We start from the raw sequence: 18,846 nt of genomic DNA on the forward strand, positions 1-18,846 counted from the left end.
TGTGCTGGTGCAAGGACTGTCTCGACAGAGGTCACAACATGCAGGACACGCAGTTCTCCACCTCGGTCCCTTCGAGCGCCATCTGACGAAGCCGGATGTAGTACAACGTCTTGATTCCCTTGCGCCACGCGTAGATCTGAGCCTTGTTCACGTCTCGTGTGGTGACGGTGTCCTTGAAGAACAGTGTCAGCGACAGACCTTGATCGACGTGCTGTGTGGCCGCCGCGTAGGTGTCGATGATCTTCTCGTACCCGATCTCGTACGCGTCCTGGTAGTAGTCCAGGTTGTCGTTGGTCAGGTACGGCGCGGGATAGTAGACGCGACCGATCTTGCCTTCCTTGCGGATCTCGACCTTCGACGCCACCGGGTGGATAGAGCTGGTGGAGTTGTTGATGTACGAGATCGATCCGGTCGGCGGGACGGCCTGCAGATTCTGGTTGTAGATGCCGTGCTCCTGTACCGACGCCTTCAGCTCGCGCCAGTCGCTCTGGGTGGGGATGGTCACGCCTGCGTCGGCGAACAGGGCGCGCACGCGATCCGTCTCCGGCTCCCAGGCCTGCTCGGTGTACTTGTCGAAGAACTCACCCGACGCGTACTTCGACTCCGGGAACCCCTTGAAATGGGTGCCGCGTTCGATGGCGATCCGGTTCGATGCGCGCAGCGCGTGGAACAGCACCGTATAGAAGTAGATGTTCGTGAAGTCGATACCCTCGGCCGAACCGTAGTAGATGCGCTCGCGCGCCAGGTAGCCGTGCAGGTTCATCTGGCCGAGGCCGATGGCGTGGGACTCGTTGTTGCCCTTCTCGATCGACGGCACCGACGCGATGCTCGTCTGATCGGAGACCGCCGTCAGGCCGCGGATCGCGACCTCGATGGTCTGCGAGAAGTCGGGCGAGTCCATGGTCTTCGCGATGTTGAGCGAGCCGAGGTTGCAAGAGATGTCCTTGCCCACATGGCTGTAGGACAGGTCGTCGTTGAACTCCGACGGCGTCGAGACCTGAAGGATCTCGGAGCACAGATTCGAGTGGGTGATCTTGCCCGCGATGGGATTCGCCCGGTTGACGGTGTCCTCGAACATCACATACGGGTAGCCGGATTCGAACTGCAGTTCTGCGACCGTCTGGAAGAACTCGCGGGCCTTGATCTTCGACTTGCGGATGCGCTTGTCGTCGACCATCTCGTAGTACTTCTCAGTTACGTCGATATCGGCGAACGGCTTGCCGTAGACCCGCTCGACGTCGTACGGCGAGAACAGGTACATGTCCTCGTTCCGCTTCGCCAGTTCGAAGGTGATGTCGGGGATCACGACGCCGAGCGACAGCGTCTTGATGCGGATCTTCTCGTCGGCGTTCTCACGCTTGGTGTCGAGGAAGCGGTAGATGTCGGGGTGATGGGCGTGCAGATACACCGCACCGGCACCCTGACGTGCGCCGAGCTGATTGGCGTACGAGAACGAATCCTCGAGCAGCTTCATGATCGGGATGACGCCCGAGGACTGGTTCTCGATCTTCTTGATCGGCGCGCCGTGCTCACGAATATTGGTGAGCAGCAATGCAACTCCACCACCGCGCTTCGACAGCTGCAGTGCCGAGTTGATCGAGCGACCGATCGACTCCATGTTGTCCTCGATACGAAGGAGGAAGCAACTCACCGGCTCGCCGCGCTGCTTCTTTCCGGAGTTGAGGAACGTGGGGGTCGCCGGCTGGAATCGACCGGAGATGATCTCGTCGACGAGGTGACGGGCAAGGATCTCGTCGCCGTCGGCGAGGGTCAGCGCAACCATGCAGACGCGGTCCTCGAACCGCTCGAGGTAGCGCTTGCCGTCGAAGGTCTTGAGCGTGTACGAGGTGTAGTACTTGAACGCACCGAGGAACGTCGGGAAACGGAACTTCTTCGAGTATGCCTGCTGGAACAGTGATTTGACGAAGTCGCGCGAGTACTTGTCCAGAACCTCCGGCTCGTAGTACTTCTCCTCGACGAGATAGTCGAGCTTCTCGTCGATGTTGTGGAAGAACACGGTGTTCTGATTGACGTGCTGCAGGAAGTACTGGCGCGCAGCGGCCACGTCCTTGTCGAACTGGATCTCGCCGTTCGGACCGTACAGGTTCAACATCGCGTTGAGTGCGTGGTAGTCGAGCGACTCGTCTGCCGCGGAGCTCGTGGTCCGAGCGGGATCGGTAATGGTCACAGTGCTGCCCCTACATATCGGAAGGTATGAAAATCAGCCGCGCCGCCGGCGGGCGCGCGGTCCTCGAGAACTGCGGGTCGAGACCCGCCTGTAGCGTTATGCGGTCTGAAGGCTCTGACCCCAGAATTGCGCGAGACCATCACGGACACGCTCCACGTCGTCGGCTGTGCCCATCAGTTCGAACCGATACAGATACGGCACCTTGCACTTTCGCGAAACGATGTCGCCCGCGAAACAGAATGATTCGCCGAAGTTGGTGTTCCCCGCCGCGATCACACCGCGAATAAGACTCCGGTTGTGCTCGTGGTTCAAGAAGCGGATCACCTGTTTCGGCACGAAATTCGTGTCGCGGCCGGTGACGGTGGTGCCGCCTCCGTAAGTGGGCAGGATCAACACGTACGGATCTCGGACCTCGAACGTGCCTTCACGGTCATGCAGCGGGATCCGGACGGCCGGAATCCCGAGTTTCTGCACGAACCTGTGGGTGTTCTCGGATGCGCTCGAGAAGTACACCAGAGACGTCCGCGGGGTAGACCCCTGCGAGGTCATCGGTACTCACCAACTTTTCGGTCGATTACGAAGTCCGGCTCGGCATACGATGCCGCACTGCTGCAGCGATCCGAGTGGAATCAGGCTGCGACCGCGAGAGCCTTGATGCGATCCGGACGGAACCCGGACCAGTGATCCTCGCCGGCCACCACGACAGGCGCCTGGAGGTAGCCCAGCGCCATCACATAATCGCGGGCTTCGGGGTCCTCGGAGATGTCGACGACCGAGTAGTCGATACCGGCCTTGTCGAGGGCGCGATAGGTGGCATTGCACTGGACGCAAGCAGGCTTGGTGTAGACGGTGATGCTCATGAAAACCCCTCTTTCACACGGCCCTGACCGGCCGGACGACTGACTGCTGCGCGACGGAGGAACGCCCATCGAACCGACTCGATCCCACTTCCCCGAGAGATCGATCACGTTGTGGGCCTCCAACGGTCTAGACACTACACCTTGTGCCCGACGGATACATAGAACCCAGGATGTTGTGAGTTACATTCTTGATATTCGCAGGTCGCCTGACTTTCTCGCCTCCGGATCAGGTGCTCGGGCGGCGTGTCGGCACCCGCCTTTCACGGGCGTTTCCGCACAGTGTGACGCGACCCACCGACAAGTGCGGTGGGTCGCGTCACCATTGCGATCAGGGCAGCGCCTCGAACACGTCCTCGAGACGTGCGGGCAGATCTCTCACCCGAACTCCCGTCGCGTGCCACAACGCGTTGACGACAGCAGCTGCACTCCCGACGATGCCGATCTCCCCGACACCTCGCGACCCCGTTGGTGTGGCTCGCATATCGTCCTCATCGAGCCACCCGGCGTCGATGTTGCCGATGTCGGCGTGCGTGGGCACGTGATACTCCGCCAGATCATGATTCACGACGTGCCCGAAACGATCGTCACGAACGCTTTCCTCGAAAAGCGCCATCGAGATGCCGAAGCACATTCCCCCGATGAACTGCGAGCGGGCCGTACGTGGATTGATCACCCGCCCCACGGAGAACATTCCCAGCATTCTCGGCACCCTGATCTCACCGGTGTCGGAATCGACGTGGACCTCCACGAAATGTGCGCCGAACGACTGAGCTCGGTGATGCTCGAGTTCTCGATTCTCGCCTGCGGTCGCTGTCACTTCGGCGCCGGCTTCAGGTCGGTCTCCGAATCGTTTCCGGAATTCCTCGGCAGCCGTGACGATCGCGGTGCCCCACGACGAGGTACCCGACGAACCTCCGGCGACGGTCGCGTTGGGCAACGCGCTGTCGCCGATCTCGACGCGCACGTTCTCCACGTCGCAGCCGAGCGCGTCCGCGGCAATGAGGGTCAAGGCCGTCCACGCACCTGTCCCCAGGTCCGCTGCAGCGATCCGCACAACGAACCGGTCGTCGCCTTCGTGATGGATCGTTGCTTCCGAGCCGGGATTCACCATGTGCGGATATGTGGCGACCGCGACACCCGTGCCGGTGAGCCACGGCCCGTGACGCCGAAGCCCCGGTTCGCGATCGTCCGGATCCCATCCGAACCGTCGTGCACCCTCCTGGAGGCACTCGACCAGCCTCCGCGACGACCACGGCTTCCCGGTCTCCGGGTCCACCTCGGGTTCGTTGCGAATCCGCAGGTCGATCGGGTCGATTCCGCACGCGGTCGCGAGTTCGTCCATCGCAACTTCCCCGGCGTACATACCGGGCGCCTCACCGGGAGCCCGCATCCAGAACGGCGCGGGCACGTCCAACGCCACCGCCCGGTGGGTGGTCCTCAGGTTCGGTACCCGGTACAGGCTCCTGGCCGACACCGCGGCCTGCTCGACGAACTCCGCGACGTGCGACGACTGCGTGTATGCCTCGTGGACCATTCCCTCGATCCTGCCGTCGCGATCGGCCGCGATACGCACATGTGACGACGTCGGGGCTCGATAGCCGACGTAGCCGAACATGTCCTGCCGTGAGACCGCGAACTTCACCGCGCGTCCCGGCAGCGCGCGTGCGGCCATGGCAGCGAGCACGTCGTGCGCATGGGGCGCGCCCTTCGATCCGAATCCCCCACCGATGTACGGGCAGATCACGCGGATCTTCGCGGGGTCGATTCCCAGAACGGGCGCGAGTGCGTCCACCACTCCATGCGGGTGCTGAGTCGAATCGTAGAGCGTCAATTCGTCGTGTTCCCACAACGCCACCACCGTGTGTGGTTCGAGCGGATTGTTGTGTTCCTCGGGGGTCGAATACCACTGGTCAACAACGATGTCGGCAGCACCGAACGCAGCGCCGACGTCGCCGCGTTCGCTGTCTGCGGGATAACCGCCATTGGCTTTCTCCGGCGCATACATCGCGGGATGATCGTGCCGGAATCCCACGTCATGCGGCTGCGGCGCGTAGTCGATGCTCAACAGATCGCACGCCTGCCTGGCCACTTCGGGTGTCTCCGCGATCACAGCCGCAACCATCTGCCCCCGATACAGGACATCCGGGCTCTGAAGGACGACGTACTCGCCTTCTGCTTCGGCTGTCAGACGCGGGGCATCGAAAGGAGTGAGCACGGCCAGCACCCCGGGAACCGCCCGTGCCGCTGCCGTGTCGATGCTCCGCACACGGCCGCGGGCGATCGTCGCGGTCGCAGGTACGAGATACGCGGGATCGGAAACGTGATGCTCGTATGCGTACGGCGCGGTTCCCGTCACCTTTCTCGATCCGTCCACCCGTGCAGTCGACGTGCCGATGGCACGGTTTTCGAGGCGACTCATGCGGACTCCTCCCCAGAGATGCGGTGGGCGAGGTCGCGCAGGACAGCGACAACGGTGCGCCGCAGCAACGTCACCTTGAAGGCGTTCCCGTCGACCGGCCGGGCGGCGGCGAGTTCGGCGTCTGCTGCCGCGGTGAACGCCTCGTCACTGGGGGACTGCCCGAGCAGCGTCTCCTCGGCACGGTGTGCACGCCATGGCCTGTGCGACACTCCACCGAACGCGAGTCGGCAGCCACTGATCGCACCGTCGCTCACGGTCAGTTCGGCCGCGACCGACACCAGGGCGAACGCAAACGCTGCGCGATCTCGCACTTTGCGGTAGGCAGAGGCGCTACCCTGCGGTGCGGGAATATGGACGCCCACGACGAGGTCGTCGCGGGCGAGAGTGGTGTCCAGTTCGGGTGTGTCCCCGGGCAGTCGGTACAACTCTTCGATCGGGACGGCCCGTTCACCTTCCGGACCGAGGACGACGGCTTCGGCGTCGAGAGCGAGCATCGCCACCGCCATGTCGGACGGGTGGGTCGCGACGCATCGATCGGACGCCCCGAACAGCGCGTGATACCGCGTGTAGCCGCCGAGGGCCGAACATCCGCTGCCGGGTTCGCGCTTGTTACACGGCGTCGACAGGTCGCGGAAGTACACACACCGGGTGCGCTGCAGAAGGTTGCCTCCCGTGGTCGCCGAATTCCTCAGCTGCGGCGAAGCGCCCGAGAGCAACGCACGGGCCAGCATCGGATAGCGCTGCCGCACCACCGGATGCGCGGCGAGATCGCTGTTCCGCACGTTGGCGCCGATGCGGACACCACCATCCGCAGCCTCGACGATGTCGTCGAGCGGCAGTCGCGAGATATCGACCAGTAGGCCGGGTGTCTCGACTCCGAGTTTCAGGTTGTCGACGAGATTGGTCCCTCCTGCAAGAAATGTGGCATCGGGGTTGTCGTGGACGCGCGCGACCGCACCGGCGGGGTCCGCAGCCCGTTCGTAGCGCAGCAGCTTCATCACTCGCGCCCTCCGGTCGATACGCCCGGTCTTTCGCCCGCGACTTCGGCGATCGCAGCAACGATGTTCGGATACGCCCCGCACCGGCACAGGTTTCCGCTCATTCGCTCGCGGATCTCGTTGCCGTCGAGAGCGACAGTCGAGGCGAGATCCTCGGTGATGTAGCTGGGATCTCCGTGCGCAGCCTCGTCGAGCATCCCGACTGCAGAACAGATCTGGCCGGGCGTGCAGTACCCGCACTGGAACGCATCGTCGTCGATGAACCGCTGCTGAAGTGGATGCAACTCGCCGTCAGAGGACAGTCCGGAGGCGGTGACGATATGCGCCCCCTCGTGGGAGACCGCGAGCGCGAGACATGTCACGGCACGGCGGCCGTCGAGCAGTACAGTGCACGACCCGCACTGACCGTGATCGCACCCTTTCTTCGCAGAGATGACGTCGAGGCGATCGCGAAGCGCGTCGAGAACAGTGGTACGTACATCGACCCTGACGAGCCGTTCTGCGCCGTCGACGTGGAGCGTTATGTCGCGCTCGTACCCGTTCGAGGCAGAGGCCGATACGTTTTCCGTTGCCATGAGCGAACCTTCCGAACCGTGGGCTGTGCACTGGGCATTCCCGTCGGCGACTCGATCCAATCGTTCGCTGGCGGAATCGTGGATATCGAGCCATGGCAACCCCTCGACTTAGGTAACGCTGCCCTAACCGTAGGATTGCAATGCCGGTCTCGGCATCAGCACGCAGGAGGAAGATCTTGTCCACAACATTGCACCGCCGCAGTAGTCGCGGCGCCCGTCTGGTGGCAGCCGCCGGCGCCCTGGCTCTCGGAGTCACCATGACGGCGTGCTCGTCCGCTCCCGAGTCGAATGAGGACGCTTCGACGCCTGCCACCCAATCGAGCGGGGAATGGCCGCGCACCGTGGAGACCGCCGAGGGTCCCGTCACCCTCGACACCCAACCCGAGCGGATCGTGTCGACGAGCGTGACCCTGACCGGCACCCTGCTCGCCCTCGATGCACCGCTGTACGGCACCGCCGCGCAGCCGCCGAGCACAGTGACCGACGAGAACGGCCTGTTCACACAATGGGCCGATATCGCAGCCGACCGCGACGTCGAGACCCTCTACCAGGGCGAGCCCAATATCGAGGCGATCACCGCAGCGGCACCGGATCTCATCGTCGTCTCGTCCAGCGGTGCCGATTCCACACTCGATCAGGTCGAACTTCTCTCCCGGATTGCACCGACTCTCGTCTACGACTACTCGGACAAGTCGTGGCAGGACCTGACCATGCAGATGGCCGAGGCCGTCGGCGCAGAGGAGCGGGCTGACGAGCTTCTTGACGAGTTCGACACCAAGGTCGACGAAGCGAAGACCGCGATCGCACCCGCAATCGCCGAAGAGAACACGGTGAGCATCCTCACCTACAACTCCCCAGAGGATTCCCGGGTCTTCACCGGCGAGTCCGCTCAGGGCCGCCTCGCCACCCGGCTGGGTTTCGAGATCGCGTCCGTTCCCGAGACGGCAGGAGCAGCCGCTGCGGGACGCTCGGACATCATCGCCGTGGCGACCGAGAACCTGTCGCTGGCGCTGACCGGAGGGAACACGTTCATCATCAACGCCCTACCGGAGGACGCCGATCGCTTGAAGGCCGATCCCACTCTGGCCGAGACGAAGTCGGTCCGGAACGACTCGGTGCACGCCCTCGGCTACGACAGCTTCCGCCTCGACTACTACAGCGCCACCAACGTCATCGATCGCATCGTCGACGCGCTCGGCTGACTGTGAGCACCCCGGCGTCGACGCGCTCCGATATCGACATGGAAACGGGCCGGAAACCTCTGAGGTTTCCGGCCCGTGCCCATGCGACAGTCGTGATCAGGCGCTGGCGAGAGCTGCCTTCGCATCGGCGAGTGCGACCACCACGGCAGAAATCTGATCGGCGGTCTGGGCGTGCTCCTTGGCATGCGCCTCGCCGAACTTACCGAACGTCTCTCCGATCGTGAGCGATCCACCCTCGATGACCTTGCCACCGGCGATGCCGGCAGCCTTCGTCGTGTCTTCGAGAGCCCATTTGCCTGCATTCTGGCTCGGTGACTGGCTCACAACCGCGACCGGCTTACCTGTCATCGCACCCACACCGTACGGCCGGGAGAGCCAATCGATGGCGTTCTTGAGAACGGCGGAGATGGTGCCGTTGTACTCGGGCGTGACGAGCAGGAACGCGTCCGCGTCCGCGGCAGCATCGCGCAGCGCAACAGCAGCAGCCGGAACGGTGTCACCGTCGAGATCTTCGTTGTAGAAGGGGACGTCTGCGAGGCCCTCGTACACGGTGACCTCGACTTCGTCGGGGGAAACTGCGACGGCGGTCTCCGCAAGCTGGCGGGTGACAGCTGCGGTACGCAGGCTGCCGACGAGGGCGAGAACTCGGGTCTGGGCCATGTTCGAAATCCTTGGGTTCTGGGACGGACGTCCGGGGCGAGGCAACTACACGAGCATAAACGGACCGCGGTCCACTTATCTTCCCCATCCGCTAAAGTGTGACCTTGTGAACATTCCGGTCCCTCTCGCCGACGAGAGCATCGAGCGATGTGACGCCGCGCGCAACCGGCAACGGCTCCTCGACGCCGCAGCGCTGCTCGTCGCCGAGCGTGGACCCGACGCGGTGACCATGGATGCTGTTGCAGCTCGCGCCGGCGTCGGCAAGGGCACGGTGTTCCGTCGGTTCGGCTCACGCGCGGGCCTCATGGCCGCACTCCTCGACCACAGCGAATCCGCATTCCAGCACGCCTGCATGCACGGTCCTCCCCCACTCGGGCCCGACGCCGAGCCGATTGCGCGACTGATCGCATTCGGGCGAGCACGCATCGAACTCGTCGAAGTCCAGGGAGAACTGCTCCGCGCAGCGGAGAGTTCGACCGAGACCCGTCACGGCAACGCCCCCCGGCAGGTTTCGCTCATCCACATCGAGATGCTGCTGCGCACGATCGGGATGGGCAGCCGCTCCCGCTTGCTCGCCCACTCACTGCTGGCAGCACTGGACCCCGGCCTGATCCTGTACCAGTGGCACGAACTCGGCTATCCACTGGGACAGCTCGCCGACAACTGGGCCGACCTCGCGCACAGGGTCGTCACCGGCGACGGCATTGCGGGTACAGAGCTCCCCGGATGAGCGCCATCGGGTTCGGATGGTTTCCGCCGCTCCAGCTGGACGCGGTCCCTGCAGCGTGGGGAAATGAGTAGCGTGAGGGGATGAATCGAGTCCTCGGCGTCCTCACACTCTGTTCCGTGGCAGTCGCTGTCTCCGCCTGCAGCACCGGCGCATCCGATCCCTCCGGATCCGGTTCTGCCGACGATCTCACCGGTCGCACGTTCATCTCGACCGAGGTGAACGGCAGCCCGATTCCCGGCGGTGGGCCACTCGTCGTGGAATTCCCGGAACCCGGCCGACTCGCCGCGACCGCAGGGTGCAACCGCTTCGCCGGTGCGGCCGATCTCGCGGACAGCACCCTGCGTGCGCCTGATCTTGCGAGCACGATGATGGCGTGCCCGCCCCCTCGCGACGGAGCCGACGGATGGCTGAGTTCCCTCGTCGCCGCGTCTCCGCGGTGGAGCCTCGACGGCGATGCGCTCACCCTCACCGGCGACGGGACGACGGTCTTTCTCACCGACAAGAAGGTCGTCGACCCCGACCGGCCGATCAGCGGAACCGAATGGTTCGTCACAACCATGCGCACCTCCGACGCGGTCATGTCGTCGGCGGCGCTGGATGAGACCGCCCCCGAACTGGTGGTCACCGAGGACGGACAGGTCTCGGGCAGCACCGGATGCAACCGCTTCACCGGAACCGCCGAAGTCGGCGATGGCACCCTCGTGTTCGGTCCGCTGGCGACCACTCGCGCCGCCTGCACCGACGCGGCGCTCACCGAGATCGAGAACCACGTCCTCGCGGTCCTCTCGGGTGAAACGACCTATGTGATCGACGGGGCGGAGATGACGCTCACCGCGTCGAATGGTGTCGATGGGCTGGGCTACCGCGCCCGCTAGGCCGCCGAGTCGTCAGAACCGCTCCTCGAGCCACTGCGCGAGGGCCCGTCCGGCGACGTCGATCTGGTTCGGCCAGTCCATTGCCGAGTCGTCGGCGTGGTCGCTGACGTACTTCACCAACCGCGCTCGCGCCCCCATATGGCACGCAGCGGACGCGACCGCGAACCCTTCCATGTCGACGAGATCAGCACGCGCTGCCAACGCGTCACGAACCTCTGCGTCGGAGACGAAAGTGTCGCCCGTCGCGAGGACGGTACCGTCACCCTCATCGACCGAGAGGGCATCCGCGACCGGATGCCCGAGACTGCGCAGTACCTTGCTGCTGATGTCGTGATTGATCACTGTCGACGGCACGTAGAGTCCGCCGTGATGACCGTGCAGTGCACCCGCCGTGCCGATGTTGACGACGAGTGGCCGTGCGCCTTCGGGGTAGCGCGCAAGCGCCGCAGTGACCGCAACTGCCGCGGTGACCTTCCCGATGCCGGTGATGAGGACGTCGTATCGGTCGGCCACATGCGCCGCTTCGGCCTTCGTCGCGGACACGACGAGAATCCCCTTCATACGCTGCCCTTCCCGGTCCGATCCGTTGCGCGCGCACCACCCGGTGCAGCAACAACCAGTTTGCAGCACCGTATCGCGGCGCATCGCACGGCGGCGACATGCCCGCTAGAGTTCCCGCATGGAGAATCTTCGCGATCGCATTATCGATGAACTCGGAGTCCGGCCCACCATCGACCCGAAGGCCGAAATCGACACGCGTGTGCGGTTTCTCGCAGACTATCTGCGCAGCACTCCGGCGAGAGGCCTTGTGCTCGGAGTCAGCGGAGGGCAGGACAGCACCTTGGCGGGCCGCCTTGCGCAGCTCGCAGTCGAGGCATTGCGTGCAGACGGGCACGAAGCCGAGTTCGTCGCAGTTCGCCTCCCCTACGGTGAGCAGGCCGACGAACACGATGCGCGGATCGCGCTCGATTTCATCGAGCCCGACCGCGATTTCCGCATCAACGTCAAACCCGGAGCGGACGCGAGTGCCGCAGAAGCAGCACAGGGCATTCGCGAACTCCTCGGAGACACCGCCACCCTCCGCGACTTCGTCCGCGGCAATATCAAGGCCCGCGAGCGAATGATTCTGCAGTACGCTATCGCGGGCGAGCTCGGGCACCTGGTGATCGGTACCGACCACGCGGCGGAAGCCGTCACCGGTTTCTTCACGAAGTTCGGGGACGGCGGTGCGGACGTCACACCGCTCACGGGCCTGACGAAGAGGCAGGGCGCGGCGCTCCTGCGTGAGCTCGGAGCGCCGGACAGCACGTGGCAGAAGGTTCCGACCGCGGATCTCGAAGACGACAAGCCCGCCCTACCCGACGAGGTCGCGCTCGGTATGACCTACGCCGAGATCGACGACTACCTCGAAGGCAAGGACGTCACGGCGGAACTAGCGGAGAAAGTCGAGCGTGTGTTCCTTGCGACGAGGCACAAGCGCACCGTACCGGTCGCTCCGCTCGACACCTGGTGGCGCTGAGCGCTACCCGCCGGCGAAGGGTGGCAGCACGTCCACCTTCGCTCCCGCGGGGAAGCTCAGATCGCGGGTGAGTTCGCCACCACCTGCTTCCGGCTCGACCAGGTAGGCAGCAACCGACAGGACCCGTTCCATGTCGGCGCCGTGGCGTGCGATCAGTGCCGCACGCAGCGCCGCCAGGTCGGACCCGACGGCGAGGTCGACCGTCTCCTTCTCCCGTCCCGCAGCGTCCGCTGCTGCCGCGAAGTACCGCACCTCGATCCCGGTCGTCTGATCAGCCACCGATAGCTCCCATACTGCGTTCCGGCGGAACGAAACCCGCCGCGTCGATGCCGTGTCCGGCCCACTTGTTCCACATCGCGCCGCGCCACAACGCGGCAAGCTCGTCGTCGGTCGCACCACCACGGATCGCCGCCCGCAGATCGGTCTCCCGATCGCTGAACAGACACGACCGGACGGTGCCCTCGGCCGTCAGACGGGTGCGGTCGCAGTCCGAACAGAACGACCGGGTGACCGACGCGATGATCCCCACCGTCGCCGGTCCACCGTCGACGAACCAGCGTTCCGCGGGAGCCGACGGGTCCTCTCGCGCAGTCTCGGTGAGGGTGAACCGGGCACCGAGTACCTCGAGCAGACGCGCAGCGGTGATCATGTTCGTCCGCGCCCATTCGTGGTCGGCGTCGAGGGGCATCTCCTCGATGAACCGCAGTTCGACGCCCTCGTCGAGGCACCAGCGCAGCAGGTCGGCGGCGCCGTCGAGGGTCTCGGGCATCAGGACCGCGTTGACCTTGACCCTGGCCAAACCCACCTGCGCGGCCGCGCGGATGCCCGCGAGGACCGAATCGAGGCGGTCGCGTCGGGTCAGCCGGGCGAAGTGATCGCGGTCGATGGTGTCGAGGGAGATGTTGATGCGGGACAGTCCGGCGTCGCGCAGGCCTCGGGCGCGGTGGGCGAGTCCGACGGCGTTGCTGGTCAGGGCCAGTGGTACGTGGGGGGCGACGCGGCGGCAGCCGGCGATGATGTCTTCGAGGTCGCGGCGCATGAGGGGTTCGCCGCCGGTGAACCGTACTTCGCGTACGCCGAGGTGGCCGGTGGCGATGTCGACGAGGCGCACGATTTCGTCGGCGGTGAGCAGTTGCTCACGGGGGATCGGGGGAAGGCCTTCTTCGGGCATGCAGTAGGTGCAGCGCAGGGAACATTTTTCGGTGAGGGAGACACGGAGGTCTCGTGCGACACGCCCGAAGCGGTCGAGGAGTTCGGGTACGTCGGGGCGATCGGATACGTGGTCCGTCGCGGCGCGCACGGACGGCATTCCCACATCCACTGCTGTCACAGAATCACCGGCCTCATGCCGCCAGTATGCCTATCGAACGCGCCCGGCGGAATGAATGCCACGAACGGCACCGGTACGGTAGTCGCCATGGCAGGCGGCAGGCGGTCCGTGGAGGAACATGCACAGCACGTAGCGGAGCTTCTCGAACCGCTCCGGTCGATACCTTCTGTCCAGGTGCCCCTTGCACGGTCGCTGGGCCGGACACTGGCCGAACCGGTCCATGCACCGATCTCGCTTCCTCCGTTCCGGAACTCTCAGATGGATGGTTACGCCGTCGACGCGGCGTCGGTCGCCTCCGTGCCCGTCACTCTGACCGTGCAGGCCGTCGTCGCCGCCGGAGACGCGGTCTCCACCCTGGCCGGAGGCGCCGCACTCAAGATCATGACCGGTGCTCCGATCCCCGAGTGTGCCGATGCGGTCGTTCCGGTCGAGGACACCGAGACGGACGACGCGGCGGGTACCGTCACCGTGCATCGCACTGCCGCCCCCGGCACGTACGTGCGCGAGACCGGCAGCGATGTGCACGCCGGGGAGCTTCTGCTCCCCGCAGGCACGGTTCTCGCGGCCCGGCACATCTCGGTCCTCGCCGCAGTCGGCCTGACCGACGTGCCTGTTCGGGGCCGTCCCCGTGTCGCGGTGATCTCCACCGGCAGTGAGCTCGTCACCCCTGGCGAAGCACTCGGGCCCGGGAAGATCTACAACTCGAACGGTCCCGCTCTCGCGGCGAGCGCCGCCGCGAACGGCGCCGAGGTCGCCTCGATCGCGCACTGCGAGGACGATCCCGAGGAGTTCGCTGCCATGATCGCCCACGCAGTGGCCGTCGCCGATGTCGTCTTCACCTCCGGCGGCATCTCGAAGGGCGATTTCGAGGTCGTCAAGGACACCCTCGAGCCTCGCGGCGGCACCTTCGTGTCGGTGGCAATGCAACCCGGCGGACCGCAGGGCACCGCCGTCGTCGATGGCGTACCGATCCTGACGTTCCCCGGTAACCCTGTGAGCGCACTGGTCTCGTTCGAGATCTTCGCCCGTCCGCTCCTGCGCGACATCGCGGGGCTGCCTGCAATCGCGTCCGGCACACGGCCGCTCGTGAGCGGACTCGAGTCCATCCCGGGCCGTCGTCAGTTCCTGCGCGCCCGTCTCGATGGCGACAATGTGGTGCCGCTACCCGGACACGGTTCTCACCTGGTTGCCGGACTGGCCAGCGCCGATGCGCTCATCGACATCGACCCCGACACCACCACCCTCGTATCCGGAGATCTCGTGAAAGTGCTTCCCCTGTGAGCGAATTGAGCCACCTCGACGATCAAGGCCGCGCGCGCATGGTCGACGTCTCGACGAAGAGCGATACGCATCGAGTCGCCGTCGCTGCAGGCGAGTTGGCGACCACCGCCGAGGTGATCGCGCTCGTCCGCGCCGACGACATGCCGAAGGCAGACGTACTGGCCACCGCCCGCCTCGCAGGCATCGGCGCCGCCAAGCGCACGTGGGAACTGATTCCCCTGTGCCACCAGCTTGCCCTGTCGACGGTGAAAGTGACGTTCGGTTTCACCGACACGACAATCACGATCGAGGCGGTCGCAAAGACCACCGGCCCGACCGGGGTCGAAATGGAGGCACTCACCGCTGTGGCCGTCGCCGGACTAACCCTGCACGACATGGTCAAAGCGGTCGACCCCGCAGCGGTACTCAACGGGGTACGTCTGGTGTCGAAGGAGGGCGGCAAGCGTGGACGATGGGTTCGTGACGATGCTCCTGACCAGAACGACGCATCAGTGCCCGCGACCGAATCGGCATCAGCGCGTTCCGCTGTCGTCGTAGTGTCCTCGACCGGTGTCGCCGCGGGCACGCGCGACGACAAGACCGGTCCGACCATCGAACAGTGGCTCACCGCACGCGGGTTCTCCGTACGAGGACCACTGATCTACGCCGACGCGCAGATCTCCTCGGGCCTCGCCGACGCCCTCACCGGCAGTCCCGCGCTGGTCATCACCACCGGCGGCACCGGAGCATCCCCCACCGACAGGACACCCGAGGCGACCCTCGCGGTACTCGACCGCGAGCTGCCCGGTGTCGCCGATTCGATCCGTCGCCGCGGGCTCGACGTCACTCCGCACGCGGTCCTCTCCCGCGGCGTCGCCGGGCTTGCCGGACACACGGTCGTGGTGAATCTGCCCGGCTCGCCGGGCGGAGTGAAGGACGGGCTCGCCGCACTCGACCCGATCCTCGATCATCTGTTGGCGCAAGTATCCGGAGGCGGAGCCCATGAGTGAGATGTTGGCACGAATTTCCTCGGAGCCGTTGGATTCCGCTGCGGTGGAGGCCGCAGTCGCCGGACCCGAGTACGGCGCGGTGGTGGTGTTCACCGGTGTGGTGCGCAACCACGACGGTGGCCAGGCAGTGGCGGCCCTCGAGTACATGTCGCACCCCGATGCCGAGGCATTCCTGCGCCGGGTCTGCGACGAGATGGCGGCGGAGTCCGGTCTTCCGGTAGCTGCGGTCCATCGAGTGGGCGAACTCACCATCGGCGATCTCGCGCTCGTCGCGGCAGTGGCTTCGCCACACCGCAAGGAGGCTTTCGCAACGTGCGCCGAACTCGTCGAACGCATCAAACATCAAGTGCCCATTTGGAAAAGGCAGCAATTCGCCGACGGAGTATCCGAGTGGGTCGGCGTCTGCTGACCGCCTCCTCTCCCCGCGCGAACGGCACCTCCGCCCTCCCGAGTCGAGCAAAGACACCGTCCGCTCCACTGCGCGGACGTGGCTCGGCAACCGGTGGGGTAGGCTGACCCAGTTCGGGTGTCACGACGACATCCACCGTCGTGGGATACCGGCGGCCCGGGATCGTGCCCGGCCCGCAAGCGCACTTCATCGGCCTTCCTCGCGGCGATCACACCGCACCATCTCGGGACCGGTCCCGTATGCGTGCACACACGCCGCAGTGAAAGGCAGCGCTGTTCTATGACCACATCCTTTTCCGATCTCGGGGTTCCCCGTCCTCTCGTCGCCGCACTGAGCGACTCGGGCATCACCAGTCCGTTCCCTATCCAGGCGGATACCCTTCCCGATTCGCTCGCGGGTCGCGACGTCCTCGGCCGCGGCCGCACGGGCAGCGGCAAGACCCTCGCCTTCTCCATCCCACTGACTGCTCGCCTCACCGGAGGTTCGACGCGCGCTGCCGGACGCCCCCGCGGCCTGGTGCTCGCCCCCACCCGCGAACTCGCAACCCAGATCGCCGCTGTGGTCGAGCCTCTCGCCCACACCGCCGGCCTGCGGGTCACCACGATCTTCGGTGGCGTGTCCCAGAACCGTCAGGTCGAAGCCCTCCGACGCGGCGTCGACATCGTCATCGCCTGCCCGGGCCGCCTCGAGGACCTGATGCGTCAGGGCTTCGTGAGCCTCGATGCGGTCGAGCTCACCGTCCTCGACGAGGCGGATCACATGGCCGACCTCGGATTCCTGCCCGGCGTCACCCGTATCCTGAACGCCACCGCAAAAGACGGACAGCGACTGCTGTTCTCGGCGACGCTGGACAATGGTGTCGACAAGCTCGTCAAGAAGTTCCTGAGCAACCCGATCCTCCATTCCGTCGACGAGGCCAACTCTCCCGTCGCCGCGATGACCCACCATGTGTTCGACGTCGCAGGCGTCGATGCGAAGAAGGACCTCGTGCGCACCCTCGCGTCGGGGACGGGACGCCGAATCCTGTTCATGCGCACCAAACATCAGGCTCGCAAGCTCGCCAAGCAGCTCACCGACTCCGGTATCCCCGCGGTGGACCTGCACGGCAACCTGTCGCAGAACGCGCGCGACCGCAACCTGGCTGCATTCTCGTCGGGTGAGGCGCGTGTCCTGGTCGCAACGGACGTCGCGGCGCGCGGCGTGCACGTCGACGACGTACAACTGGTCGTGCACGTGGATCCCCCTGCCGAGCACAAGGCCTACCTGCACCGGTCCGGACGGACCGCGCGTGCAGGCAGCGCAGGCGATGTGGTGACCCTCGTGCTACCGGATCAGCGCAAGGACCTCGCGACCATCATGCGCAAGGCGTCGATCAACGTCACTCCGGTGAAGTCCACCGCCAGTTCCGAGCACGTCCTCGCGCTTGTCGGCGAGATCGCGCCGCACGTGCCGCCGGCTCCGAAGCAGGCCGCGACGTCCGGTTCCAACCGACCGGCGCGATCCGGCGGTGCACGCCGCGCCGGCGGGTCCCGGCAGGGCGCCGGTGTACGCGAAGGTGGGGCACGCCAGGGCGGTTCGGGCCGGCAGGGCTCGGGTGCACGCACTGGCTCCGCTGCACGCCAGGGCAGCACGGGTGGCCGTCGTACAGCGGCCGGTCAGGGTGGCGGCGCAGGGAGCGGCCAGCGTCGGGCACCACGCCGCAGCGCAGCTGCACGTTAGGCACCGCAGCGCAGCTGCACGATGAAAGACCCTCGCGGGAAGGTGCTTCAGCGTGGCGTGAACCGGTGGACGGCGTACATCGCGTCCGCCGACACCGGTTCGCCCGCCACACATCGATCCAGCTGCTCGCGAACGGCGTCAGCATCCAGATCGGCCCCGATGACGACGAGCCGGGTGGCTCCCCGGGCGTCGTCGCCGCGACCGGGTGGCTCGAATCGGATATGGTCGCCGACCGTCTGCAACAGATATCGGGTCGAGCGCAGTCCCGCGGTGACCGTCACGTACCCCTTGATCCGGAATACTCCGGCGGGCTGATTCTCCAGGAGATCTACGAGTGCGCGCGGATGCAAGGGCGCGTCGCTTTCGAAGGTGATGGAATCGTATCCGTCGTGCAGGTGCCGATGGTCGTGCTCATCGTGTTCGCGCAGAAGGTCGTCGAGGGTGAGCTGTTCGCCGGCTCGCGGTTCGGCGCGTTCGGAGAAATCGAACAGCAGACCCGGGTCGATCCGACCGCGCTCGGTCGAGACCACCGCCGCGCGTGCATTGAGTCCACACAGGCGACCGAGCAGATCGTCGTGGGTGTCGGTGTCGACGCGATCGGTCTTGTTGAGCAGAATCAGGTCGGCCATCGCAACGTGCTGGTCTAGTTCGGGATGCCGCTCCCGCGTGGTGTCGAACTCGTATGCGTCGACGACGAGCACCAGTCCCCCGTAGGTGATGTGCTCGTTCTCCGAGCTCACGATGAGCCGGATCATATTGCGCGGTTCCGCCAGCCCACTCGCCTCGACGACGATGACGTCGAGATCGGATTTCGGGTGCGCAAGTTTGTCGAGCATCGCGTCCATGTCGCTGACATCGACCGCGCAACACAGACATCCGTTGCTGAGCGACACCATCGAGTCGACCTGACCGGCAACCATCATCGAGTCGATGTTGACCGAACCGAAGTCGTTGACTATCACCCCGATTCGGGCGCCCCGCGTATTGCGCAGCAGATGGTTGAGCAATGTGGTCTTACCCGACCCGAGGAAACCGGCGACAACGACGACCGGAATCTTCCGTTTCGCCATGTGTTCCTCCTCGACCGTCGTT

Annotated in this window: 19 protein-coding genes; 8 read left to right on the forward strand and 11 right to left on the reverse strand. The window is 65.5% G+C overall.

Annotated features, from left to right (window positions below):
• Window positions 1-31: 31 nt before the first annotated feature.
• From nrdE to ACSYG9_RS26635, 6 genes are all read right to left on the reverse strand, one after another.
• Window positions 32-2,113: a class 1b ribonucleoside-diphosphate reductase subunit alpha gene (gene nrdE / locus ACSYG9_RS26610; protein WP_440127827.1), complete on the reverse strand. Its 2,082-nt coding sequence runs from the start codon at window positions 2,111-2,113 to the stop codon at window positions 32-34.
• Window positions 2,114-2,284: 171 nt separating this feature from the next.
• Window positions 2,285-2,737: a class Ib ribonucleoside-diphosphate reductase assembly flavoprotein NrdI gene (gene nrdI, locus ACSYG9_RS26615; RefSeq protein WP_440125250.1), complete on the reverse strand. Its 453-nt coding sequence runs from the start codon at window positions 2,735-2,737 to the stop codon at window positions 2,285-2,287.
• A gap of 80 nt (window positions 2,738-2,817) precedes the next feature.
• On the reverse strand, window positions 2,818-3,048 hold the full coding sequence (locus ACSYG9_RS26620; RefSeq protein ID WP_169686011.1) for a redoxin NrdH: 231 nt from the start codon (window positions 3,046-3,048) through the stop codon (window positions 2,818-2,820).
• Between the two features lie 328 nt (window positions 3,049-3,376).
• Window positions 3,377-5,467, reverse strand: coding sequence for a molybdopterin cofactor-binding domain-containing protein (locus ACSYG9_RS26625; RefSeq protein ID WP_440125251.1), 2,091 nt, complete (start codon window positions 5,465-5,467; stop codon window positions 3,377-3,379).
• On the reverse strand, window positions 5,464-6,465 hold the full coding sequence (locus ACSYG9_RS26630; RefSeq protein ID WP_454843049.1) for an FAD binding domain-containing protein: 1,002 nt from the start codon (window positions 6,463-6,465) through the stop codon (window positions 5,464-5,466). Before ACSYG9_RS26630 ends, ACSYG9_RS26625 begins: the two co-directional genes overlap by 4 nt.
• Entirely contained in the window at window positions 6,465-7,040 is a 576-nt protein-coding gene (locus ACSYG9_RS26635; RefSeq protein ID WP_440125252.1) for a 2Fe-2S iron-sulfur cluster-binding protein, read from the reverse strand. Before ACSYG9_RS26635 ends, ACSYG9_RS26630 begins: the two co-directional genes overlap by 1 nt.
• 176 nt (window positions 7,041-7,216) lie before the next feature.
• On the opposite strand from ACSYG9_RS26635, the gene fepB reads away from it, so the two are divergent.
• Window positions 7,217-8,242, forward strand: coding sequence for a Fe2+-enterobactin ABC transporter substrate-binding protein (gene fepB, locus ACSYG9_RS26640; protein WP_440125253.1), 1,026 nt, complete (start codon window positions 7,217-7,219; stop codon window positions 8,240-8,242).
• Between the two features lie 96 nt (window positions 8,243-8,338).
• On the opposite strand, the gene ACSYG9_RS26645 is transcribed toward fepB, so the two are convergent.
• A complete protein-coding gene (locus ACSYG9_RS26645) occupies window positions 8,339-8,902 on the reverse strand; it encodes an NAD(P)H-dependent oxidoreductase (protein WP_440125254.1) in 564 nt (187 codons plus the stop codon).
• Between the two features lie 106 nt (window positions 8,903-9,008).
• Between ACSYG9_RS26645 and ACSYG9_RS26650 the strand changes: the two genes are divergently transcribed.
• Together ACSYG9_RS26650 and ACSYG9_RS26655 are read left to right on the forward strand one after the other, a co-directional pair.
• Complete coding sequence (locus ACSYG9_RS26650; protein ID WP_440125255.1) at window positions 9,009-9,632, forward strand: TetR family transcriptional regulator; 624 nt, start codon at window positions 9,009-9,011, stop codon at window positions 9,630-9,632.
• 116 nt (window positions 9,633-9,748) lie between these two features.
• A complete protein-coding gene (locus ACSYG9_RS26655) occupies window positions 9,749-10,507 on the forward strand; it encodes an META domain-containing protein (RefSeq protein WP_440125256.1) in 759 nt (252 codons plus the stop codon).
• A gap of 12 nt (window positions 10,508-10,519) precedes the next feature.
• On the opposite strand, the gene ACSYG9_RS26660 is transcribed toward ACSYG9_RS26655, so the two are convergent.
• A complete protein-coding gene (locus ACSYG9_RS26660) occupies window positions 10,520-11,068 on the reverse strand; it encodes a nucleosidase (RefSeq protein WP_440125257.1) in 549 nt (182 codons plus the stop codon).
• Between the two features lie 118 nt (window positions 11,069-11,186).
• Here ACSYG9_RS26660 and nadE point away from each other — a divergent pair, with 118 nt between their 5' ends.
• Window positions 11,187-12,026, forward strand: a complete 840-nt coding sequence (gene nadE / locus ACSYG9_RS26665) for an ammonia-dependent NAD(+) synthetase (protein WP_440125258.1) — start codon at window positions 11,187-11,189, stop codon at window positions 12,024-12,026.
• 3 nt (window positions 12,027-12,029) lie between these two features.
• On the opposite strand, the gene ACSYG9_RS26670 is transcribed toward nadE, so the two are convergent.
• Together ACSYG9_RS26670 and moaA are read right to left on the reverse strand one after the other, a co-directional pair.
• Window positions 12,030-12,305, reverse strand: coding sequence for a MoaD/ThiS family protein (locus tag ACSYG9_RS26670; RefSeq protein WP_440125259.1), 276 nt, complete (start codon window positions 12,303-12,305; stop codon window positions 12,030-12,032).
• A complete protein-coding gene (gene moaA, locus ACSYG9_RS26675; protein ID WP_440125260.1) occupies window positions 12,298-13,356 on the reverse strand; it encodes a GTP 3',8-cyclase MoaA in 1,059 nt (352 codons plus the stop codon). The genes ACSYG9_RS26670 and moaA overlap by 8 nt, the downstream gene beginning before the upstream one ends.
• A gap of 87 nt (window positions 13,357-13,443) precedes the next feature.
• On the opposite strand from moaA, the gene ACSYG9_RS26680 reads away from it, so the two are divergent.
• From ACSYG9_RS26680 to ACSYG9_RS26695, 4 genes are all read left to right on the forward strand, one after another.
• Window positions 13,444-14,637 (forward strand): molybdopterin molybdotransferase MoeA, encoded by a 1,194-nt coding sequence (locus ACSYG9_RS26680; RefSeq protein ID WP_454840552.1) that lies wholly within the window; start codon window positions 13,444-13,446, stop codon window positions 14,635-14,637.
• Entirely contained in the window at window positions 14,634-15,626 is a 993-nt protein-coding gene (gene moaCB / locus ACSYG9_RS26685; protein WP_440125262.1) for a bifunctional molybdenum cofactor biosynthesis protein MoaC/MoaB, read from the forward strand. The genes ACSYG9_RS26680 and moaCB overlap by 4 nt, the downstream gene beginning before the upstream one ends.
• Entirely contained in the window at window positions 15,619-16,035 is a 417-nt protein-coding gene (locus ACSYG9_RS26690) for a molybdenum cofactor biosynthesis protein MoaE (RefSeq protein WP_454840554.1), read from the forward strand. Before moaCB ends, ACSYG9_RS26690 begins: the two co-directional genes overlap by 8 nt.
• A 279-nt stretch (window positions 16,036-16,314) precedes the next feature.
• Complete coding sequence (locus ACSYG9_RS26695) at window positions 16,315-17,754, forward strand: DEAD/DEAH box helicase (protein WP_454840556.1); 1,440 nt, start codon at window positions 16,315-16,317, stop codon at window positions 17,752-17,754.
• Window positions 17,755-17,801: 47 nt separating this feature from the next.
• Here ACSYG9_RS26695 and ACSYG9_RS26700 read toward each other — a convergent pair whose 3' ends face one another.
• Window positions 17,802-18,824 (reverse strand): GTP-binding protein, encoded by a 1,023-nt coding sequence (locus tag ACSYG9_RS26700; protein WP_440125265.1) that lies wholly within the window; start codon window positions 18,822-18,824, stop codon window positions 17,802-17,804.
• Window positions 18,825-18,846: the final 22 nt, after the last annotated feature.

The sequence above is a fragment of the Rhodococcus sp. SJ-2 genome, from assembly GCF_053750035.1.